The 22,325-nt window shown below is 43.8% G+C and carries 19 protein-coding genes and 1 other annotated feature; of the genes, 2 read left to right on the forward strand and 17 right to left on the reverse strand.

The features are described from left to right. The 8 genes from MKX34_RS17855 to MKX34_RS17890 form a co-directional block, all read right to left on the reverse strand. Entirely contained in the window at positions 1 to 504 is a 504-nt protein-coding gene (locus tag MKX34_RS17855; protein WP_178420224.1) for a hypothetical protein, read from the reverse strand. 109 nt (positions 505 to 613) lie between these two features. After that, positions 614 to 1,180 (reverse strand): MarR family transcriptional regulator, encoded by a 567-nt coding sequence (locus MKX34_RS17860; protein WP_036687664.1) that lies wholly within the window; start codon positions 1,178 to 1,180, stop codon positions 614 to 616. Between the two features lie 134 nt (positions 1,181 to 1,314). After that, the gene (locus tag MKX34_RS17865) at positions 1,315 to 1,497 is read right to left on the reverse strand and encodes an HAD hydrolase-like protein (protein ID WP_256715430.1); all 183 of its coding nucleotides are present in this window, start codon (positions 1,495 to 1,497) and stop codon (positions 1,315 to 1,317) included. 50 nt (positions 1,498 to 1,547) lie between these two features. Continuing rightward, the gene (locus tag MKX34_RS17870) at positions 1,548 to 2,414 is read right to left on the reverse strand and encodes a GNAT family N-acetyltransferase (RefSeq protein WP_076103930.1); all 867 of its coding nucleotides are present in this window, start codon (positions 2,412 to 2,414) and stop codon (positions 1,548 to 1,550) included. Positions 2,415 to 2,544: 130 nt separating this feature from the next. Then, positions 2,545 to 2,779, reverse strand: a binding site (T-box leader). A gap of 181 nt (positions 2,780 to 2,960) precedes the next feature. Continuing rightward, the gene (locus MKX34_RS17875) at positions 2,961 to 3,953 is read right to left on the reverse strand and encodes a helix-turn-helix transcriptional regulator (RefSeq protein WP_076273276.1); all 993 of its coding nucleotides are present in this window, start codon (positions 3,951 to 3,953) and stop codon (positions 2,961 to 2,963) included. A 526-nt stretch (positions 3,954 to 4,479) separates the two neighbouring features. Next, positions 4,480 to 4,935 carry a DinB family protein gene (locus MKX34_RS17880; RefSeq protein ID WP_036687671.1) on the reverse strand — a complete coding sequence of 152 codons (456 nt, stop codon included), beginning with the start codon at positions 4,933 to 4,935 and terminating at the stop codon, positions 4,480 to 4,482. Between the two features lie 156 nt (positions 4,936 to 5,091). Then, entirely contained in the window at positions 5,092 to 5,580 is a 489-nt protein-coding gene (locus MKX34_RS17885) for a YfbM family protein (protein ID WP_076103932.1), read from the reverse strand. Between the two features lie 508 nt (positions 5,581 to 6,088). Next, a complete protein-coding gene (locus MKX34_RS17890; protein ID WP_076098791.1) occupies positions 6,089 to 8,344 on the reverse strand; it encodes a type IA DNA topoisomerase in 2,256 nt (751 codons plus the stop codon). 164 nt (positions 8,345 to 8,508) lie between these two features. On the opposite strand from MKX34_RS17890, the gene MKX34_RS17895 reads away from it, so the two are divergent. Further along, positions 8,509 to 9,372: a pentapeptide repeat-containing protein gene (locus MKX34_RS17895; protein WP_036687674.1), complete on the forward strand. Its 864-nt coding sequence runs from the start codon at positions 8,509 to 8,511 to the stop codon at positions 9,370 to 9,372. 14 nt (positions 9,373 to 9,386) lie between these two features. Here MKX34_RS17895 and MKX34_RS17900 read toward each other — a convergent pair whose 3' ends face one another. The 9 genes from MKX34_RS17900 to pdhA form a co-directional block, all read right to left on the reverse strand. Continuing rightward, complete coding sequence (locus MKX34_RS17900) at positions 9,387 to 11,099, reverse strand: proline--tRNA ligase (protein ID WP_076296519.1); 1,713 nt, start codon at positions 11,097 to 11,099, stop codon at positions 9,387 to 9,389. Between the two features lie 392 nt (positions 11,100 to 11,491). Beyond that, positions 11,492 to 12,979 carry a glutamate synthase subunit beta gene (locus tag MKX34_RS17905; RefSeq protein WP_076296518.1) on the reverse strand — a complete coding sequence of 496 codons (1,488 nt, stop codon included), beginning with the start codon at positions 12,977 to 12,979 and terminating at the stop codon, positions 11,492 to 11,494. A gap of 235 nt (positions 12,980 to 13,214) precedes the next feature. Then, a complete protein-coding gene (locus tag MKX34_RS17910) occupies positions 13,215 to 13,706 on the reverse strand; it encodes a dihydrofolate reductase (protein WP_036687679.1) in 492 nt (163 codons plus the stop codon). Between the two features lie 84 nt (positions 13,707 to 13,790). After that, positions 13,791 to 14,771: a thymidylate synthase gene (locus MKX34_RS17915; protein ID WP_036687680.1), complete on the reverse strand. Its 981-nt coding sequence runs from the start codon at positions 14,769 to 14,771 to the stop codon at positions 13,791 to 13,793. A gap of 141 nt (positions 14,772 to 14,912) precedes the next feature. Further along, positions 14,913 to 15,887, reverse strand: a complete 975-nt coding sequence (locus MKX34_RS17920) for a S66 peptidase family protein (RefSeq protein WP_076141992.1) — start codon at positions 15,885 to 15,887, stop codon at positions 14,913 to 14,915. A gap of 151 nt (positions 15,888 to 16,038) precedes the next feature. Continuing rightward, complete coding sequence (gene lpdA, locus MKX34_RS17925; protein WP_036687684.1) at positions 16,039 to 17,451, reverse strand: dihydrolipoyl dehydrogenase; 1,413 nt, start codon at positions 17,449 to 17,451, stop codon at positions 16,039 to 16,041. Positions 17,452 to 17,453: 2 nt separating this feature from the next. Beyond that, entirely contained in the window at positions 17,454 to 19,100 is a 1,647-nt protein-coding gene (locus tag MKX34_RS17930) for a 2-oxo acid dehydrogenase subunit E2 (protein ID WP_076296517.1), read from the reverse strand. A gap of 106 nt (positions 19,101 to 19,206) precedes the next feature. Further along, positions 19,207 to 20,184: an alpha-ketoacid dehydrogenase subunit beta gene (locus MKX34_RS17935; RefSeq protein ID WP_038571553.1), complete on the reverse strand. Its 978-nt coding sequence runs from the start codon at positions 20,182 to 20,184 to the stop codon at positions 19,207 to 19,209. Positions 20,185 to 20,199: 15 nt separating this feature from the next. Next, the gene (gene pdhA, locus MKX34_RS17940; protein WP_036687689.1) at positions 20,200 to 21,267 is read right to left on the reverse strand and encodes a pyruvate dehydrogenase (acetyl-transferring) E1 component subunit alpha; all 1,068 of its coding nucleotides are present in this window, start codon (positions 21,265 to 21,267) and stop codon (positions 20,200 to 20,202) included. A 265-nt stretch (positions 21,268 to 21,532) separates the two neighbouring features. On the opposite strand from pdhA, the gene MKX34_RS17945 reads away from it, so the two are divergent. Beyond that, complete coding sequence (locus MKX34_RS17945) at positions 21,533 to 22,264, forward strand: alpha/beta hydrolase-fold protein (protein ID WP_036687691.1); 732 nt, start codon at positions 21,533 to 21,535, stop codon at positions 22,262 to 22,264. Positions 22,265 to 22,325 lie beyond the last annotated feature (61 nt).

The raw sequence follows: 22,325 nt of genomic DNA on the forward strand, positions 1-22,325 counted from the left end.
TTATCTTCTCCTTTTGGATGAAAAATTAGTTGTGACAGCAAGTCGCCACCGCCATGTCACTATCGTGCTCGCTATGAATCCAGACAACGGGAAATCGATCCAGACACGATTTACCCAGGCCAAGTGATTACTCGGATACATAATTTCTACTACAACAGATGTCATCCATGCAGCGTATAGCCCAAATGAGGACCCGGCCATTGCGAATAATCCTACCACAATCAAGTGAGGTGCACCGATGACCCATCGCAAACGGCCCACTCGGCTGTGCAACAAAAGTCCAATCATCAAGGCCATCAAGGCCGATGCACCGCCAATAGTAGTCAACGCCGCTATTTGAAGCCCCCTATCTACAGTAACCAATCCCCCGATACCTGCCATAATGGCAGGAGCAGCATAGGCCATTACAACTTCACGCCATAGTACAAAAGTCTTTTTCTTGGAACCAACAGCCTTGATGCTGTAAACATCTTCTGTCTGATTCGGGTATTTCATCTGGTTCATTTAGTTGCTCCCTTCTTCTTTGAAATAGTTCAACGATTGATTTCAGTAAATTATAATTAGGCACCTAACTATATAAGAGTAAAAAAAGGCTAGCTTCACTAGCCCAATTCTACTCATTACTGATGTTTCCCTTTGGTTTCGAGCCTAATTCGCCCGTAAGTGCTGAAATGCCCTGTGTAACTCGACCCAGCAAGTCGAGAAATACGCTGCGTTCTTCGATGTTGAGCAACCCCACCATCGCTTCCAACCGAGCGAAATGCTCAGGAGCCATTTCACGGAGCTTCTTCGCTCCTTCTTCCGTTAAAACGACTGATTTCTGACGGCCATCGTCTGAGCTTAATCGCCGAGATACTAGCCCATCTCGTTCAAGAATGTCGATAAGACCAGTCACTGTAGCACGTGTAACGCCTAGATGCTCCGCTAATTGCGAAGGCAACTCTTCTCCTTCGTTATCTTCAAGATCTGCCAATAAACGATAACGCCCTGTTGATAAACCGAATCTAGAGAAATGAATCTCAGAGGCGTGTCCAAGCATGGCTCCCGCTGCCATTAGCCTAGACGCGACGAGTATAGCCTGTGCGTCTATGTCTAGGTTATAACGATCAATCTGACGCTTGGATTGTACAAGCGAGGGAATAGCCTCAATGTCGTTTATTTTTTTATTATTGTTGTTCATATATGTAGTATGGTCCCTAACTACTTTTGTGTCAACTCATTTTTTTATAACTCGTCAACCCTGGAGTTATACAGTTGGATCTGGTTGTAACTCTATATTTCTCCCAAAGCTCGATCAATCGACCTTCAAGCTCTTCAATTCAAGAGGTCCTTTGCAACAAAATCTGTTGATGCTAGCTCATACCATGTGTGACGATAATTTTCCAGAGACTGCTTACTCCATCCTGTCTCTACGAGAATTCTTTTGGCACCTACAGCTGCAGCTGCAAGCATATCTGTTGAACCTACATCACCAAAACGCGCCGTCGTATAGTGAATATTGTGCTCTTATTTTCTAAAGTAGTAGAAGTTCTGTCCGCATCATTCTACTATTCAAATTTTAACTGAAGCGAATCACAAATTGGCATATAGCCTATCTTTTGATAGATGCTATTAGATGTGGGATTTGCTAAGTCCGTATATAAGACGCACTTAATAAACCCTTTATCCAATGCAAGTTGGCTTATTTGCGCCACAATTGAAGTAGCGTAACCCTTTCCGCGCTCATATGGAGGGGTATAAACAAATGCCACGCCAATTGCCGTCTGCATTTCCCTTGTATATCCTGCCATAGATACGGGTATCCCGTTGTCCTCTAAAATATAGAGTTTCTTCGATGCTATTCGGTAGAGGTAAGGGTCTGCATCTTGCGGGATGGACATTTCTGTTTTACCATAATTCCCCGCTGCATAAAATGCTTCAGCCCAGTATGGGAAAAAGTGAATATCCTTTTCATCTACCAATCGAACGATACCAACCTTTTGAATGTCTGGATTTACTGCAGTAAGTTCATATATACGTTGGCTCATCATTGTTTTAAAGGATATTCCCTTGCGCAAGGTATATTCTTTGGCAAAATACTCTGCCAAGGTTTTTTCGGTCATCACACCTGGAATTTCACGGTCTTTCAGCCCATCTATCAGACAGTTTATAGCTTCTGGGTTTATTATGTTGTCTGTTGCATAAAGCGTAATATTGTGTGGCGGTGTCATTATGGCGGTAAGTTGTATGCCCCTAGAATCTGAAATAGTTACCATAAGCCAATTTACAGGGTCACGCCAGTCTGTTTTGTCTTTTCCTTCATGCCCAATTATGATATTGCCAAGAGGAATCAAATTTTGTGCTTCATGACGCATCAGCATACCATAGGTATCATTGTAAAACTCATGCACATCCGTATACAACTTGAATTGCATTGCAATATCACCCTTTCATCTGCTCAACGTTTTTCCAGATTTTTCGAACTAATCGTTCTTCTTACAGTTTGTTGATTTTTCGCCTGCCAATTTAATAATTAATTAATGAAGACGCAAAAAACCCCATCCCATTAGGGACGGAGTTGCTCCGCGTTACCACCCTGATTGACGTTTATAATAAACGCCCTCTTAGCCATCGTCCAACAACGATGCTTCTTTGTAACGGTAGAATCCCGGTCCCATCTACTATAATTCGGGGGACAGCTCTGAGGTGATTTTTTGATTCGGATATCCGCTGCCTCGCACCAACCGGCAGTTCTCTGAACGGCGTTTCCAGATCTAATTGTCCTCTTCATCGCATTTGGTAATTATTAATTAAGTTTAATATAAGATAATAGGAATATTCTGTCAATAACTCAAACAACAATAGGGATCTCTAAACTTATATTGCTTCTAAAGCAGATAATCCAACTAATCATGCGACTATATGATTGCGGAGACTACACTACAGTCTGCTTATTTTCTTCATCAACACATAGCACCTGCTTAATCTGTTTCGATTAGCTTGGAGGTCAACTTCACTACTGGCCTGATATACTTCAAAAACCGCTCCGGATCGTGATAAACGTAATGGATTCTCCCAAGGGAAGTATCAAAGCAGTAACCAGTGTCTGCAAAATTAAAAGCTGCCATTGCCCTTTCCATCTTTTCCTCTACACTACGATTTTCCTGTTCATAATTGAATGGCCCATGTTCAAAAACAATATACTCGGCTTCGAGAACATCAATCATAAGCATTTGTGGAGGTACTTCACCTTTATAATCAAGAGGAAGACGTACACCAAAACACTCTGTACGTGGAATACCCCAATCGCAGAGTCTGCCATCCGGGTCATTAATGTAAGCCATAATCTGACCGCTGCCACCGTTAGATTCACTCCCACCATCGTCATCCAATTTGCCCTTGATACTATCGAGTAAGCCGCAAATAGTTTCGCAGTCCTGTCCTGTAATAAGGCTTTGCTTTTGCCAAAAATCCCAATACCCATTACTCTCATAGTTTTTAATGTGCAAAAATTTGTGAGTGGGGATGGTTACAAAATAAATGTTAAGATCATCTGTAGATTTCATCATACCAATCTCTCCAAATCCGAAAAAGTAGCGGTCGAAAGAGTTTATTTTTGTACGAAGGGCGACAGGCATAGGCTTTTTCCGGTATTCACTTGGAGTTACACCATATGTTCCCTTGAAAGCCCTGGTAAAAGCTTCATGTGATGAAAAACCATAATCAAAAGCAATATCCAAAATGCTCTTTTCACTATCCCGAACCTCTTTTAGTGCGAAGGCTAATTTTCTATGCCGTAGATAATCCCTAAATTGCATTCCCGATATTTCCTTAAATTTTCTCGTAGTATGAAATTCGGAATAACCTAACTTGTGAGAAAGAAATCGTAGCGTTATTGCTTCACTGTTACGATTCTTAATACACTCGTCAATTTCATTAACGATTATTTGGATTTGCTTGTGCCACTCGTACAATTGGTCTGTTCACCTCGTTTCAACCACTCTATAGTCATTGTAGAGTAATGGAATTTGCATTACTTGATTCTACTTGCGGAAAAGAGAGGAGAGGATATATTTGTACCTTAAATCGCCTTGGAAAATATCAACGTTATCATTCAATGACAAATCAAACGTTTTGGTCCTACTATTTCGGAATCTCATCAGATTTCCTCTTTGCACTTAGTGGTCGGTGTATAACCCTATCGTTCTGTCAAAGTATTTCCGCAAGCAGCTTAAGCGTGTCATGCATTCGCAGGATGGACAAGAAGCACGGAGTACCGGGAGGCATTAAATAAAAGGGCTCGGACCCGTTGAGACATGGGAGTGAAAATCACATGCCCTTACAGTTGTTCCAAGCCACCGCCTCCTCAATTTCCTTCTTATCTCACATTTAGCTAAAGGTAAAATCCTACGAATTCATGAGCCTGCGTGAGTAAACTAGATCATATCGGAGAAGTTCAATGCCCATCTCATTCCGGGTAATGGTGATGATTAGGCCCTGTTAGAGTCTCGCGAACGTGATGTAATCGACTTGGACAGGCTCTGCCAATTCGATCCGCAGTGCCCGGTTGATCTGTCCCCGGTGATATTGCCCATGTAAAATGACCTGCGACAGGATGTCACGGACGGACGTTCGGAACGGGACTCCGTTCTGGTTCGCGTAGTCGATCATCACGTCCAAATCAAATTCCTCCAGCCCTTCGATATACACACGATATTGCTCGGCGTTTTCTTCGAACATCGTTCGGATCGCCGTCAGGTCTTCCGCTTCCTCCCATAACGAATATTGCGCACTGCCCTTGCCCTGCAATCGGGACAGCCAGACTCGTTCCGCAACCGCGACATGCCGAACCAGCTTCAGAAGGTCATTGTTCTTCATCTCACTCTCCTCGAGCGCTTCCAAGATTCGTGCGTCCGCCCAGTACAGGTGGTCCATCATGCGCTTGATCGTCTTCATTTCCGTTTCCCCCTCTTCGTCTCATCGATTACTTGAACCTACTGTTTCCCGCATTGGTCATTTATTTCTCTAATCGTCATAATCTTCAGCAGTCCAAGGTTCTTTTTTTATCGCGCTCATTGGAATCAGGAGACGTGTATCGCCTTTTGGTTAGAATCAGAAAATATAAAAGATGAGACCTTTGCCCTCGGCTACAGTTTGGCTGTAGAAGCGCCGGATATCGTTAAAATGCTGTAGCAGGTAGGCAAAGAACGCATCCTTATCCTCGTCTGAAACAATATCAGGTTCAAGAGGATATACTTCTTCCTTGACCATGGCCGGGAAATCATACCGCAAGCGGAGCTGCGCTTCATCCAGCTCAGAAATAGCCTGAAGCGCTTCTGCAACTTGCTCAGCGCGTAAGGAAAACGCCCCGAATGAGCCAAAATCGATGCCTTTGTCTGACGTCAGCGGAACAACATAGCCAAGAGGGGCATCTCCATCGGAAATAGCTCCACAAAGCAAGTAGTGAATCGCCTCCCAGGATCTATCAATGTCCAGTCCGGGATAATCATCTATTTTCAAGCTCTTCAATGCAATGTCGCCTGCAATAATTTGCTGCACTAGGTTGTCATCCATTGCGAAGTAATATCCACGCATTCCCATGATGTCATCCTTCCTTCCATTCTAGTAGTGACTATACTGCCCTATCAAAATGTAACCTTTGAATTTATCCCGTAGGATAAAAAAAGAGTGAAGATCAGCCCCCTACGTAATCATAATATCTTGTGCGCACAAGTTACTACATCCCGTTTAAGATAGGTATGTCCTACACTCTTTACTAATGAATTTTATGTGTAAAAGATATGGTCACCCACAGCCGACACTGAAACCATATCCTCTATACGGCGAGTCCGACTAATAGTCATGACTACGGACCCAGCTGAAGCTATTGGCGAATTTATAGCCGTTGGGGCAAGTTTGCGGACTCCAGTGCTGCTATTCTCCCGCAAGCGGTGCATATATACCCCTTTTCATGCCAATAACGACTATGCGGTCCGATAGCAGTCCAAAAAGGACGTATTCCCGCGTTTAGGGTCATCTGTGTCCGATAGTGGCTTCGACGTGCAAATTCGCTGTAATCATCCATGATCCATTCAAGCTTCCAGTTAAACTATGACTCCACTGTTAATTGACCCGTATCCATATTATTAAGCACAAGTTTCCCTTCCAGCGGGGTGCCGTCTTCGCTCGCAAGCTTCAGCTTACCCGTACGGCCCTTTTCAATCAATGCCTTTACTTGTGTATCTGTAAGGGTACGCCCGTGGTTCTCTTTCCAGATCACGAATTTGCAGCCTTCTTTGTAATGAGAGCAGCCGTAGCCTTTTTTACCCATAAAAATCATCCCGCCACAGCCAGGACGCGGGCAGTTTCCGATAATTTTCGGACCTGAATTTGCTGATTCCTCTTCGTTAGCTGGTTTACGTTTTCTTGGCGCGGCAGGTTTATCGCTAGTTTTACGAGATGTACCTCCACCACTCCGACCTTTAGCCCCTGTATTCACAGAAGGAGTTTCCCCTTCAAAAGAAGTTTTGGACGCCCGAGACTGCACACGAACCTTGTCCACGATCATGCAGGCAAATCTTTTTACATTCTCCATAAATTGTCCGTCCGACGCCGTTCCTCTGGATATCTCGTTCAAGCGACGTTCCCACTGGCCGGTCATTTCAGGTGAAGTCAACAGCTCGATGCCCGCTCCACGTATCAGTTCAATAGCCGTTCGTCCTTTTTGCGTGATGGCGATTTTTTTACCTTGCATTTCAATGTATCCGACATTCTTAAGCCGTTCAATAGTTGCAGCACGGGTGGCTGGAGTACCTAGACCTGAATCCTTCATAGCATCCCGAAGCTCTTCGTCCTCAATCTGCTTTCCGGCACTTTCCATTGCTCTAAGCAGCGTGCCTTCCGTATAGTGTTTTGGCGGCTGTGTATCTTTCTCTTTAACGATAGCGTCACTACAGATCACCTCGTCTGCCGGAGCGATTGCGAACGGTTCATTCACTTCAATCTCTTCGTCTTCCTCATCATCCTTGTTTTTTCCCTTGGACGACTTCGCTTTATCTTTCTTCTGGTCCGCGTAAATGACCTTCCAGCCGAGACTTAATAATTCCTTAACAGTAGTTTTGAACTTTTCGTCCTCTACATCAGTCATAACCGTATGCACTTTATATTCCGCAGCCGGATAGAACTGTGATAAAAAGCGCCGCACAATCAAATCATACAGCTTTCCCTCATCCGCACTAAGCCCTGTTGCTTTTCTATATGTAGGCAAAATCGCATGGTGATCCTCGACCTTCGAGGGATTGCAGATAAATTTATTTCCTTTATGAACGAGATTACGATTCGCGCCTTTCACCCATTCATCATAAGCCGTCCCTTGGAGCGCAGATAAAGTCTTATGCATCTCCGGAATATTCTGTTCTGTAACATAGTTAGAATTTGTCCGCGGATAGGATATCACCTTATGCTTTTCATATAACGCTTGTGCGATATCGAGTGTTTTTTTAGCGGAAAAAGCGTACTTCCCATTCGCCTCCCGCTGCAACAGCGTCAAATCATACAGTTTATTCGGATACTCTTTCGTTTCCTTAACCTCATAAGAGTCAATTCGTCCCGGTTTTCCTTTGACCTTGGCAGCCAGCGCCTCCGCCTTCTCACCATCGGTCAGCCGGTCACCCTGCCACATACCTTTATAAGTCATTTCATTTTGTGTAAAATGGCCCTCTACCTCAAAAAACTTAAGAGATGAGAACGCCTCAATCGTCTTCTGGCGATCATAAATAAGTGCAAGTACTGGGGTCTGAACTCTCCCCACCGACAGCAGCACATTATGTTTCGTAGTAAATGCACGTGATCCGTTCATACCGATTAGCCAATCGGCTTCACTGCGCGCTTTTGCCGCTTTTGTTAGATTCTCGTACTCCGCCCCATCCTTTAGCTCTTGAAATCCTTTGCGGATTGTCTCTGGTGTCAAATCGGAAATCCACAGCCGTTTCACAGGATGTTCAAGCTTCAAATGCCGCTGAATGAGCGAAAATATATGCTGGCCTTCCCGCCCGGCGTCACAAGAATTTACTAGCAGATCGCTTCGTTTAGCCAGCTCTCCGATTACCTTCAGCTGATCAATGGTCCGCGCATTAGGAACCAGCTTGAATTGGTCCGGAATAATGGGAAGATCATTAATATTCCATTTTTTGTATTTTACATCATATGCATCCGGCTCAGCCAATCCTATTAGATGCCCTATTGCCCATGTAATAATGTACTGCTCCCCTTCAAGATAGGAACGGTAATTTTTAGCCTTTGGTTCTATTGCGGCGGCGATATTCCGCCCCATGTCCGGTTTCTCCGCAATAATAAGTGTCTTCAAAAACATTCGCTCCTTACCTTCTCGTTCTTAAGTCCAAAATAGGTCCAGTACTCTATTATAACATTAACCTCGGTTTTTTTTAATCGACCGGACTTTTCATAGTCTTTCGTTTGATTTAAAATAAGTTGGTATAAGCGTATTCATGTATCGGAGGGAAACAAACCTTGTATGAGAATCACAGATTTACAGAACCTTTTTCTGATCGAAGCCTCTCTGCCCTGAAGGCGGATTGTGAGCAGTGCTTCGGCTTATGTTGTGCCGCATTACCTTTTGCTGCTTCCGTAGATTTCGCTAGAGACAAAGACGCTGGACAGCCGTGTCACAATCTACAGTCGGACTTTCGCTGTGGTGTACATACAGAGCTAAGAGAATTAGGCTACCGTGGTTGTACGGTCTATGACTGTTTTGGAGCTGGGCAAAAGATTTCTCAAGTCACTTATGCTGGAGAAGACTGGAGGAAAAAGCCGAAAACTGCGAAGCAGATGTTCGAGGTATTTCCGATTATGTGGCATTTGCACGAGCTGCTTTGGTATTTACATGAATCTTTGAACCTAGAAATAACCCGTACAATCCATACTGAGCTGCAAACAGCTCTCGATGAAACAGAACAGCTCACCTTGCTCAATCCTGAAGCTCTTATAAAGGTGGATGTTTCCGCTCATCGAGCAAAAATCAATATGTTACTGTTGCAGGTCAGTGAAATTGTAAGAACTGACGCTCGTCGTAAACTAAAAAAATCCACGAAGAATTTCAGTCGAGGTGCCGACCTTATGGGAGCAAAGCTCAAAGGAGCCGATCTTAGAGGCGCCAACTTGAGAGGAGCCTATTTAATAGCCGCAGACCTTAGGGATGCTGATCTCAGAGGTGCAGACCTTATTGGGGCAGACTTTCGCGATACTGACCTCAGAGGTGCTAATTTAGCAGAAGCTCTCTTTCTCACCCAGGCACAGATCAATGCGGCAAAAGGCAATACTCTCACGAAATTACCAGCAGCACTCTTGTGCCCTGATCATTGGCACTCTCATTAGATTAAAAAGATCATTTATATCAGCGGTGAATAGAATTTTTTGATCCGAGACACAGCTTCCATAATTTCTAAGACTTCTTTCTCCGCTGTGTTTCGTTCCAGATACTCTACTCTTCCCTGAGATGCTTCCTTGCCAACAACTATTGATAAAGGTATCCCGATCAAGCTTGAATCTTTAAATTTCACGCCAGCGCGTTCATCCCTATCATCGATCAGCGTCTCAATGCCAAACTTGGTTAGTTGATCATAGAGACCTTCTGCAACCGTCCGCTGCTCACTATCCTTGACGGCCATTATCAAGATATGAACCTGATAAGGTGCCAATGCTGCTGGCCACATTAATCCATCCTCATCATGATGCTGTTCAGCAATAGCGGATAAAAGCCGTGAGATACCAATTCCGTAACAGCCCATAATCATAGGTTGACTTTTGCCTGAAGAATCTAAGTAAGAAGCGCCTAGCTTTTCACTGTATTTAGTACCTAATTTGAAAACATGACCCACTTCAATCCCTTGATGAAAATGCAAAACACCCTCCAAACAATGCGGACAAACTTCACCTTCTGCTACATTCCGTAGATCCCCCACATGCTCAAGCGCAAAATCTCTACCTGGTACTACGTTACGGAAGTGATAATCTTTTTCTCCCGCCCCTGTAATCCCTTGGGTCATATCTGCTACTGCTGCATCCACTAGGACAGTCAGCGTTAAACCCACAGGTCCTACAAATCCACTCTCTACACCGGCTAAGGATTTCACTGCCTCGTAGTCAGCAAGCTTAATCTCATTCATTCCTAAATATTTACTTACCTTAATTTCATTGACTTCATGATCTCCCCGGACCAGAACAGCAAAAATCTGTCCGTCACCTTCATAGATTAATGTTTTAATTATCTGCTCTGGCCGGATATCTAGCTCCTGCTCTAGTTGCTCAATTGTGCGCAAATCAGGAGTGAAGAACTTCTCTATCTCCGGTACTTGCATGACAACTTCATTTTTTGCAGGCCGCACGGACTCTGCCTGTTCCAGATTGGCCGCATAATCACAAACGGAGCATGCAGCAATCGTATCCTCCCCAATCTCAGCCAGCGCCATAAATTCATGACTGCCACCCTCGCCTCCAATCGCACCGGAATCCGCATGGACAGCACGGAATTTCAATCCACATCGCTCAAATATCCGGTGATAAGCCTCGAACATTTGGATATAAGATTTATCGAGACCTTCCATGTTTGTATCAAAAGAGTAAGCATCCTTCATCAAAAACTCTCTGCCTCTCAGCAGTCCAAAACGTGGTCGGCGTTCATCACGGAACTTGGTCTGAATCTGATATACGGTAATAGGAAGCTTACGATAAGAGCTGATCTCATTCCGTACGAGTGTGGTTACTACTTCCTCATGTGTAGGACCTAGTATGAATTCCCGCTCATGACGATCCCGCAGCGTCATCAACTCCTTACCGTATACCTCATATCGGCCTGATTCTTTCCAGAGCTCCGCAGGCTGCATAGATGGCATCAATACCTCCTGAGCCCCAGAGAAATCCATCTCATTCCGCACAATCGCTTCTATTTTCCGTAAAACACGTCTTCCAAGCGGTAAATAAGTGTACACACCCGCTGCTAATTGGCGAATATATCCCGCACGCAGCAGTAGCTGATGACTGCTTGTCTCCGCCTCTGAAGGTGCCTCACGCAGAGTTGTTAATAAAAGATTACTTTGACGCATATTTGTACCCTCCCTAAAAAATGAACGCTCTAAACGCAAAAAGACACATTCGTCAGGGACGAATGTGTCGTGATACCACCCTTATTTAACCGCCAGCCCATTATAGTCTACATGGCGATCCTCGATCGAATAACGGCCGATTCCGGCAGCGGTTGTACGCTGCAGCTACCCAGGCAGGATACCATCCACACGTATTTGAGGAACCTTTCAGCCGGTGAGTTCCCTCTCTGTTCTAACGCTTCTAGGATCGTAAGTCCTTGGTCAATGCTTTTGTCATTTAAATATTGTATTAAATCTATATGAAAATAATATTTCCGTCAAGCGTCGGCTCCAAAAAAAAGCCGCTTCTCCAGCAGGTAAACTGCTTTTGAAACGGCTTCTTAAATTAACGCCTAGACAAGAACGCTTGAACCCATCAGATATTTATCCACTTCACGTGCAGCTTCGCGACCTTCGTTGATGGCCCAGACCACCAAACTTTGACCACGACGCATATCGCCAGCAGCAAACACCTTATCCACATTCGTGTTGAACTTGCCGTAAGGTGCTTTCACATTGGTACGACGATCGGTCTCCAGTTTAAGCTCCTCAACAATATCTTGCTCTGGTCCATCGAAACCAATAGCGATAAGAGCGAGTTGAGCAGGATATACAGCTTCTGTTCCAGGAACGGGCTGATAGATTTTACGACCTGTCTCATCCACGATCCGGCGGATCTGCACGGTATGAAGCTCCTTCAAGTTCCCCTCTTCATCCCCAACAAATTTAGTGGTCATGATTGAGAATTCACGCGGATCATCACCAAAAATAGCTTTCGCCTCTTCTTGCGCATAATCCAAGCTGTACACATTCGGAAATTGCGGCCAAGGATTAGCAATCGGATCCCGTTGCAGAGGCGCTTTTTCATGTGTACCAAATTGAGTGATACTGCCGCAGCCATGACGAAGTGCTGTGGCAACACAGTCAGAACCTGTATCCCCTCCACCCAAGACGATTACATCTTTACCTTCAGCGGATACATAGTTACCATCCTCCAGATTCGAATTCAAGTAACTCTTGATCGTTCCATTTAAATAATCCATGGCATACATAACGCCCTTAAGCTCACTGCCTTCAATGTTGAAACGGCGTGCTTTAGTAGCTCCACCACACAGAACAACCGCATCATATTCATCAACAAGCTGCTGAGCCGGAATGTCTTTACCGATCTCAGTGTTCACCACGAAGTTAATTCCTTCAGCAGCCAGCAAATCTACACGACGTTGTACAACTTTTTTATCAAGCTTCATAGTAGGTATTCCATATGTCAGCAGTCCGCCAATGCGGTCACTGCGCTCAAATACAGTTACAGTGTGTCCAGCCTTGTTAAGCTGTGCTGCCGCGGCAAGTCCAGCAGGTCCAGAGCCTACAATTGCAATTTTTTTGCCAGTCCGTTTCTCAGGAGGATTAGGTACAACCCAGCCCTCTTCAAAACCCTTATCAACGATCGCAAGTTCAATTGTTTTGATGGTTACCGGCTGTCCGATCAGACCCACTGTGCAAGAGCCTTCACATGGGGCGGGACAAATACTGCCTGTGAATTCAGGAAAGTTGTTTGTCTTATGCAGACGTTCCAGTGCTTCTTTCCAGAGTCCACGATACACCAAGTTATTCCACTCCGGAATTAAATTGTGTACTGGACAACCTGAGGTCCCGCCAGCCATATCAATACCTGTATGGCAATAGGGGGTTCCGCAATCCATACAGCGTGCGCCCTGTGTCCGAAGCTCGTCCTCGGATAAATGATGGTGGAATTCTTCCCAGTCCTTTACCCGCTGCTCAGGATCCCGATCACCTGGGAGCTGCCGTTTATACTCCATAAAACCTGTAGGTGTAGACATGTTTACGTTTCCCCCATCCGTTCTCTTCGTGTTGAAGTATAGTACATTGTAGCATATTGCGGCTTCGTATGGTTGTCAGCAACGCAATGAAGTACCTGCACATTCTATTCTATACCTATACATAATCATTTCTAATTTTAATTATAGTAACATTCATCACTTTTGCACAGTAATGGATAAATCTACTGATTATTTGTACTATTTCACATGTTATGTCAGAGAAAACGTTTTATTGCTATTCCGTACGTTCATAAACAAGGAAACGGTAATCATACGGATTCTTCTCATCACGAATTCCCTTGATATTGGAGACCTCTTTCCACATCCTCCAGTCAATCTCAGGAAACCGGGTATCTCCTTCAAAATCCTGATCGATCTGCGTCAACATTAGCTTGTCAGCATACGGCAGCATCAAGCGATAAATTTCTGCACCACCGATCACCATCAGCTCATCTTCTTTTCTACCCTCGCTGAGAGCCTCTTCAAGCGTGTGTAGAACCACTGCACCTTCAGCTGAATAATCAGTATCCCTAGTTAGAATTAGGCTCGTTCTGCCCTTCAAGGGCTTGCCTCCGAGCGAATCCCATGTTTTGCGGCCCATTAGCATTCTTTTGCCCAATGTTTCTGCTTTGAAATAAGCAAAATCCAGCGGTAAATGCCAAGGCATATCGTTATCTTTTCCTATGACATGATTGGCACCCATTGCCCATATTAAGCTAATACTCATGAAGTTCCCTCCTTCCTTCATACTAAATTAAAAAACTACGCTGCCAGAAATTATATTTGCGAATCTTAATTTATAACGATTACGTTATACTGCGATCGGCGCTTTTATCGAAGGATGCGGATTGTACCCCTCAATGACCAGATCTTCCAGTTCAATATCAAAAATTGATTTCTTCTGTGAATTAATAACCAGGGTAGGCAATGCTCTTAATTCTCTTGATAATTGCTCTTTCACTTGCTCAACATGGTTTGAATAGATATGCGCATCACTAATGCTGTATACAAACTCACCTACTTCTAGACCACATTCATATGCAATTAAATGCGTAAGTAATGAGTAAGATGGAATATTGAAGTTTGCCCCGAGAAAGGAGTCAGCACTGCGTTGCAGCAAGTGGCAGCTTAGTTTACCATTTGCAACATAGAACTGGAACATAACGTGGCAGGGCGGTAACGCAGCTTTACTTCCTTTTGTTCCGGCATTTATAACATCTTCCGGGTTCCATGCGCTCACGATTAAACGCCGAGAATCAGGATTTGTTTTGATCTGATGAATAACGTCTTGTAATTGGTCAATTGATTCACCAGTAGAAGATGTCCAATTCCGCCATTGTTTACCGTAAACATTCCCTAGCTCACCATATTTCGCAGCAAACTCATCATCTTCTAAGACACGATCACAGAATGATTTCATCTCTGCTTGATACACTTGATTAAAATCTTCATCAACTAAACAACGATTCCCGAAGTCTGTCATATCTGGGCCAACATATTCGTCTGATTCAACCCATCTTTTAAAAGCCCATTCATCCCAAATATGATTATTATTTTTCAATAAATAACGAATGTTGGTATCGCCTTTAATAAACCACAATAACTCACTTGCAATTAAGCGAAACGGTGTACGTTTTGTTGTAAACAGCGGGAACCCTTTTGATAAATCAAATCGCATTTGATAACCAAAAACACTAATTGTACCAGTTCCTGTACGATCTTCTTTTTTTACACCATGATCTAAAATATATCGTAAAAAATTCAAATAGGTTTGTTCTAACTCATTCGTCAATGTACTGCACCTCCGTAATATTACACCTCATATATTATATCTGAAAAATCCGAATTTTGTAGAAGGTAAGATAATTTTTAAATATATTTAATAATCGGGTTACATATTCAATTATAAAGGATTGGTTCAGCAAGTGTATCTCTACTCCGCTACCCTAAGCTCCACTCTGGCCCCATAAGCACGAACGTTTGCTTGTCCACCCACAGGAAAGGTAATCATCGGCGATGTATGTCCAAAGTCCACGTCTGCGATCACAGGAATATCAGATAATTCTTCTTTCGAGCGGATAATTGTAGTTAGCAGCTTCTTTGACATACGCGATTCTTTTTGGAATCTGCCGATCACCAACCCTTTGACCTCTTCAAACTCAGGCTGATGAATTAGGGATTGCAGATCTCGATCAAAGGTTGCAGGTGCTGACTCATAATCATCCTCGATGAACAAAATAGAATTCTTTAAACTAGGCATATACTCTGTTCCCTGCAAAAGATTTAAAGTGCATAAATTGCCACCAATAATCGTTCCTTTCGCTTCCCCATCATTGATAATGAATGGACCTTCATTTTTAATAAATATCCGGTTTTCCTGATCCAGATACCACTCATCATCACTCCAATGCTTGGAAGGCTGCACGAGAATTTCTTTATTGTCCATCATCAGCCTGCGGAAATATTCGATGGTATATTCATTATCGTGGAGCATCGCAAATGTGGAAAAATGCGGCCCGGAGTATGTAACTAATCCTGTTTGAGCATAAATCGCATTACTTAGTGCAGTAATATCCGAATAACCACATAAACGCTTTGGATTCCCCGCAATGATTGAATAATCTATATAACGCAGCAGCTGGTTACTATTGAAGCCTCCAATGGTCGTTAATATTCCTTTCACTTTGGGGTCTAAAAAGGCTTCGTGCAAATCCTCAATTCTCGAATCAATAGAAGAGGAAACAAAATCATCCGTCTCAAAAGAATTTGTTGAAATGGATATCCGAAAACCTAACCGTTCAAGCTGCTCTTTGGCAATTTTTCTTTGCTGAGCATCGATTAATGACAAACTTCTGGAAGGAGAGATAATCCGCAGCTCATCTCCAGGCTTTAATTTATCAGCTCTCATCATTGAACCTCCCTATATTCATGAATTACAGATTAGGTAATTACTCTTCCTTCCAGTATATCTCTTTTCAAAAAAGTGGAAAACACAAAAAAAGGCGGAACGCATTTGCGTCCGCCTTTCTGTTGCCTGCTAGAGCAATTTTGGAGAAAAATTATTTCATTACATGAATTGGGTGACCTTCAACCAATTCAGCAGCTTCCATGACGATTTCGCCAAGGGTTGGATGCGCGTGAATAGTCAAGGCGATATCTTCAAGCGTTGCGCCCATTTCGATTGCCAAACCAAGTTCAGCGATCAAATTGGATGCTTCGATACCAACGATTTGAGCTCCCAGTACCAAATTGTTCTCGGAGTTAGCAACAATTTTGATGAAGCCCTCTGGGCTGTTCAAAGATACTGCGCGACCATTTCCTGCGAATGGGAATTTGCCGCTTTTCACTTTGTAGCCTTTGTCTTTTGCTTCTTTCTCAGTCAAACCAACGCTTGAGCACTCAGGATCTGTAAATACAACAGCTGGGATGACTTTGTAGTCAACAACAGATGTAAGTCCTGCGATTGCTTCTGCAGCGATTTTACCTTCGTAAGAAGCCTTGTGAGCCAAAGCAAGACCTGGAACAACGTCGCCGATAGCGAAGATGGTAGGAATGCTTGTGCGTCCTTGGTGATCAACTTTGATCAATCCGCGCTCGTCGAGCTCAAGACCGATCAGGTCCAGACCAAGTTCACCGTCAGTGTTAGGACGACGACCTACAGTAACAAGCAAGTAATCTGCTGTAACTTCTTTGGACTCGCCACCAACAGAGTATTTCACGGTTACTTCTTTGTCGTTCTGAACAGCACTTTCAGCTTTAGCGTTAGTTACGATTTCGATGCCAGTTTTAGCCATGTTTTTCGCAACAAGACGAGTCATATCTTTATCGAAGCCTGGAAGTACAGTATCCAAACCTTCGATGATTGTTACTTTAGTGCCAAATTTAGAGTACATTTGACCAAGCTCGGCACCGATGTATCCACCACCGATTACGATCATGCTCTTCGGAATTTCTGGAAGTTCCAGAGCTTCAGTCGAAGACAGAATACGTCCGCCGAATGGGAAAGGTTTAAGTTCAATTGGACGGGAACCTGTAGCAATGATGCAGTGTTTGAAGCGGTAACGTGGAGATTCATGATCATTGAACACACGTGCTTCTGTGTCGCTGATAAACATGCACTCGCCGTTAAATACTTCAATTTTGTTGCCCTTCATCAAGCTAGTCACACCGCTAGTCATTTTTTTAACTACGCTGTTCTTGAACTCTTGAGTTTTGGCAAAATCCACTTTAACATTCTCAGCTGTAACGCCGAAAACTTCACCATGCTGTGCAGATTCAAATTGATGTGCAGCAGCGATCAAGGCTTTAGAAGGAATACATCCACGGTTCAAACATACACCGCCGAGTTCCGATTTATCCACGATGAGGACTTTTTGGCCGAGCTGGGCGGCACGAATTGCCGCCACATACCCACCAGGACCTGCACCAATGACCAATGTATCAATATCTAGTGAAGCGTCTCCTACTACCATAATTATACCTCCATAACCAGCAGCTCAGGATTATTGAGCAGCGATTTAATGTAGTTCATAAAGTTTTGAGCAGTCGCACCATCGATAATACGGTGGTCAAAGCTGAGTGACAACGCCATTACTGGAGCAACTACGATTTCACCATTTTTCACAACTGCTTTTTCACTGATACGGCCAGTTCCGAGGATAGCCACTTCAGGGAAGTTGATGATTGGAGTAAAGAACATACCGCCAGCAGAACCGATGTTACTGATGGAGATCGTGCTGCCCTTCATTTCGTTAGCAGACAATTTACCGTCACGGCCACGAACAGCCAAGTCAGTGATGCTGCTAGCGATCATCCAAATGCTCTTACGGTCAGCGTCTTTGATAACTGGAACGATCAAACCGTTTGGTGTATCAGTAGCGATACCGATATTGTAGTATTTCTTGTAGACAATTTCGCCTGCTTCTTCATCAATCATAGCATTAAGTGCTGGGAATTGACGGGAAGCTGCAACAAGAGCCTTAACGATGAATGGAAGGTAAGTAACCTTAACGCCTTTTTTCTCAGCAATAGGTTTCATACGCGTACGGAATGCTACCAGTTCAGTAACATCTACTTCATCCATGATGGTTACGTGCGGAGCAGTGTAAGCCGATTTAACCATTGCGTTGGAGATCGCCTTACGAATACCCTTGAATGGTACACGTTCTTCTTCAAGACTAACGTTACCGCTAGCTGCTGCAGGTGCTGCTTTAGCTTCGGTCTTAGCAGCCTCAGGAGCTTCAGACGCCGCTGCTGCTGCAGGAGCCGCAGGTGTAGAACCACCTTTCAAGAAGGCTTCTACGTCTTCACGAGTGATTTTGCCACCTTTTCCAGTTCCGTTCACTTTGGAAATATCCACTTTTTGCTCACGAGCAAATTTGCGAACGCTTGGTGTAGCCAATACATCGCGGTCAGGAGCTGGTGTTACACTTGCAGATCCGCCTTCTTTAGCATCAGCAGGGCTTGTTGCTGCAGGGGAAGAAGTAGTGTTTGCACTTCCTTTTGCTGCATCAGCTTCAGCAGATGCATGACCTTCTTGTTCAGGAACGTCGCCTTCAGCAGCGATAATAGCAACAACTTCGCCTACGCGGCAAACTTGGCCATCTTTAGTCAGAACTTCCAATACAGTACCATTCACTGGACATGGAACCTCAACTACCGCCTTGTCATTTTGAACTTCCATGATGATGTCATCATCCGTTACCTTGTCACCGGCTTTGATATGCATTTTGATGATTTCACCTTCATGCAGACCTTCACCCAGCTCAGGGAAGCGATATTCAAAATTCGATGCTTTGTTAGATGCTGGAGCAGCTGGTGCAGCTGGCGCTTGAGCAGCAGGAGCTTCAGTAGCAGCACCCTCTTGATCAGGCACGTCACCTTCTGCTTCGATAATAGCCACTACTTCACCGACACGGCATACTTGACCGTCTTTAGTCAGAACTTCCAATACAGTACCGTTTACTGGGCAAGGCACCTCAACTACCGCCTTGTCATTTTGAACTTCCATTACGATATCATCATCCGTTACCTTGTCACCGGCTTTGATATGCATTTTGATGATTTCACCTTCATGCAGACCTTCACCTAGTTCAGGAAATCGGTATTCAAACTTTGCCACTTTGAAAACCTCCTCGTGAAATTGGGACTAACCTTATGATTTAAACTTTATAAGATGAAACAACGTTGTCATCCATATGGATGACAACTGTTTCTCGTAAAAATATTTAGAATTCCAAAACTTTCTTCACGCCTGCAATAATACGCGCTGGGTTTGGAAGCCATGTATCTTCAATTTGTGCAAATGGATATACAGTGTCAGGACCTGCGATACGAAGCACAGGAGCTTCTAAGTGCAGTAGAGCTTTTTCATTGATTTGTGCGATAACTTCAGCAGCTACACCCGCACTCTTTTGTGCTTCTTGCACCACGATAGCACGGTTAGTCTTCTTCACAGACGCTACAATAGTGTCGATGTCGATCGGACTTACAGTACGAAGGTCGATAATTTCAACATTAACGCCTTCTTTTTCGAGTTGCTCGGCTGCTTTGGTAGCTGTATGTACCATCAGCCCGTAAGTAATGATCGAAACGTCAGAACCTTCACGTACTACGTTCGCTTTACCAAGTTCAACTGTATATTCACCTTCTGGCACTTCAGCACGGAATGCATGATAAAGGTTCAAGTGCTCCATGAAGAATACAGGGTCATTGTCGCGGATAGACGCGATTAAAAGTCCCTTAGCATCATATGGGTTTGAAGGAATTACAACTTTAATCCCTGGGCTTTGTGCAATCAAACCTTCGAGTGAGTCAGTATGAAGCTCAGCAGCCTTAACTCCGCCACCAAAAGGAGTACGGAATACTACTGGAGCATTATATTTACCGCCAGAACGCCAGCGCAGACGTGCCGCTTGAACAACGATCTGATCCAGAGCTTCAAAGATAAAACCTACGAATTGAATTTCTGCAATTGGGCGGAAGCCTTGTACACCAAGACCAAATGCCAGACCGCCGATAGCGGACTCAGCTAGTGGTGTATCAAAAATACGATCTTCGCCAAATTCCTTTTGCAGACCTTCTGTTACACGGAAAACGCCACCTACATTACCAACATCCTCTCCGAAGATAAGAACGTTAGGGTCACGATTCAGTTCAACGCGCATCGCGTCGCGGATCGCTTCTTTCATATTCATTTGTGCCATTGCCTGATATCCCCCTTATTCAAAATCGGCTTTTTGCTCTTCCAGATGTTTAGGTGTTACTTCGAACATGCTGTCGATCAAGCCAGGTATTGTCATTTTTTCGGTTTGTTCAGCTTTTTTGATCTGCTCGTTAACAGTAGCTTTCGCTTCATCTTTCACGCGCAGTGTATCTTCTTCAGTCCAAAGACCTTTCTTCTCCAAATACTTGGCAAGACGGGCGATTGGATCCTTTTCACTCCACTGTCCTTCTTCTTCTTTCGAACGATATTTACTTGCATCGTCAGAAAGGGAGTGTGGACGGAAACGGTAAGTTACAGCTTCGATCAATGTAGCACCTTCGCCGTTGCGTGCACGTTCAGCAGCATCGCGTACAGCACTGATTACTGCAAAGATGTCCATACCGTCAACCTTAATCCCTGGAATACCAGCTGCAACCGCTTTGTGAGCGATCGATTTGGAAGCCGTTTGTTTAGCGAACGGAGTCGTAATCGCGTAACCATTGTTTTGAACAAAGAAGATTACAGGCAGTTTAAAACGACCAGCAAAGTTCAAGCCTTCGTAGAAGTCACCTTCTGAAGAACCGCCATCACCAGTGTAAGTAATCGCAACACTCTTTTGTTTTTTCAATTTGAAGCCCATAGCAATACCAGTAGCGTGCAGGATTTGCGCACCAATGATAATTTGTGGCATCAATACATTAACACCATCAGGAATAGCTCCACCATGTTGGTGACCACGGGAATATAAGAAAGCTTGGTACAATGGAAGTCCGTGCCATACTAGCTGCGGAATATCACGGTAGCCTGGGCATAAGAAGTCTTCTTTCTCCAAAGCGAACTCACTACCAATCATGGTAGCTTCTTGACCGGATACCGGTGCGTAGAAACCAAGACGACCTTGACGGCCAAGGTTTACTGCACGATCATCCCAAGTACGGGTAAATACCATACGATACATAATTTCTTTCAGTTGATCGTCAGTTAAATCTGGCATCTTATCCTTATTGATAATTTCTCCATCCGGGGAAAGTACCGATAGAGCCTCGACGTCCTCTGTATACACTTCATAAGGAACTTTACTCATTATCTTCACCTCAATAAAAAAATTTGAATATCAGCTGCCTCTGTTATAATATTATTATACACCTGTTTAGTTACTTTCGTCAAAGAAATACTTATAAAATTTATATTCCTTTAAATTTTGTATGTATAACAGGTGAGATAATTTAATATAACAGTTTAACACTTTTCCAACAAGTAAATGATTAATAACACAGTTACACATTTAATAATTTTAGCGTAACCCTGTGTGTATTGCAAAATTCGACAAGAAAGGTGACGTGACAACGATGAGCGATTCTGTTTTTCTGAAACGCACAATTGTAAAAGAAACGCTTTGGAGTGAACATCTGCAGGAGGAACGTAAATTACGTATCTATCTGCCCCCAGGCTACAATGAAGTTCTCAGTTACCCCGTGGTGTACTGCCAAGACGGAGAAGAATTTTTCAACTTTGGACGCATTGCTACACTTGCTGGACAACTTATTATAGAAGAAGATGTCGAGCCCTTCATTATCGTTGGTGTAGAAGTTAACGTCGCTGTTCGGACTCAAGAATACGCTCCGTTCGGCAGCCGATTCAAGCAGTACCTATCTTGCTTTTCCGAAGAGATTATTCCCTTCATTGAAAAAAATTATCCCGTACGCCGTACACCCGAAGAACGAATCTTAGCCGGCGATTCCCTTGGAGGCAGCGTCTCCCTCCATCTCGCACTTGCTTATCCAGCTATCTTCACACGTATCATCAGCCTATCCGGTGCATTCTATCCCGAATCACAAGCCATGCTGGCAAAAGAAGAAGATCTCGCCTGGCTTAACATTAATATGGTCGTTGGACTGCAGGAAACAGATTACCAGACTGATACAGGGACCTACGATTTTGTTCAGATGAACAGAGAAACAAAAGCGTTGCTTGAAGCACGTGGAGCTACCGTATCCTACCGTGAGAAAGACGGTCGTCATCTCTGGGGCTTTTGGCAAAAGGAACTCCCTGAATCTCTACTCTATTTTTTAAACACATAATGCCTTATTGATAGAAGCAAAAAATGAACATCTAAAGAACGTATGTAGATTTCAGCCGTGT

Origin of the sequence: Paenibacillus sp. FSL R5-0636 (assembly GCF_037974255.1) — a bacterium.
Classification (GTDB): Bacteria; Bacillota; Bacilli; order Paenibacillales; family Paenibacillaceae; genus Paenibacillus_AQ; species Paenibacillus_AQ odorifer.

Excerpts from the sequence above, each read along its gene's own strand:
- MKX34_RS17855 (WP_178420224.1), bottom strand. The coding sequence starts at position 504 with ATGAACCAGATGAAATACCCGAATCAGACAGAAGATGTTTACAGCATC.
- MKX34_RS17860 (WP_036687664.1), bottom strand. The coding sequence starts at position 1,180 with ATGAACAACAATAATAAAAAAATAAACGACATTGAGGCTATTCCCTCG.
- MKX34_RS17870 (WP_076103930.1), bottom strand. The coding sequence starts at position 2,414 with ATGCAATTCAAGTTGTATACGGATGTGCATGAGTTTTACAATGATACC.
- MKX34_RS17880 (WP_036687671.1), bottom strand. The coding sequence starts at position 4,935 with ATGAAGACGATCAAGCGCATGATGGACCACCTGTACTGGGCGGACGCA.
- MKX34_RS17885 (WP_076103932.1), bottom strand. The coding sequence starts at position 5,580 with ATGGGAATGCGTGGATATTACTTCGCAATGGATGACAACCTAGTGCAG.
- MKX34_RS17900 (WP_076296519.1), bottom strand. The coding sequence starts at position 11,099 with ATGCGTCAAAGTAATCTTTTATTAACAACTCTGCGTGAGGCACCTTCA.
- MKX34_RS17905 (WP_076296518.1), bottom strand. The coding sequence starts at position 12,979 with ATGTCTACACCTACAGGTTTTATGGAGTATAAACGGCAGCTCCCAGGT.
- MKX34_RS17910 (WP_036687679.1), bottom strand. The coding sequence starts at position 13,706 with ATGAGTATTAGCTTAATATGGGCAATGGGTGCCAATCATGTCATAGGA.
- MKX34_RS17920 (WP_076141992.1), bottom strand. The coding sequence starts at position 15,887 with ATGAGAGCTGATAAATTAAAGCCTGGAGATGAGCTGCGGATTATCTCT.
- lpdA (WP_036687684.1), bottom strand. The coding sequence starts at position 17,451 with ATGGTAGTAGGAGACGCTTCACTAGATATTGATACATTGGTCATTGGT.
- MKX34_RS17935 (WP_038571553.1), bottom strand. The coding sequence starts at position 20,184 with ATGGCACAAATGAATATGAAAGAAGCGATCCGCGACGCGATGCGCGTT.
- pdhA (WP_036687689.1), bottom strand. The coding sequence starts at position 21,267 with ATGAGTAAAGTTCCTTATGAAGTGTATACAGAGGACGTCGAGGCTCTA.
- MKX34_RS17945 (WP_036687691.1), top strand. The coding sequence starts at position 21,533 with ATGAGCGATTCTGTTTTTCTGAAACGCACAATTGTAAAAGAAACGCTT.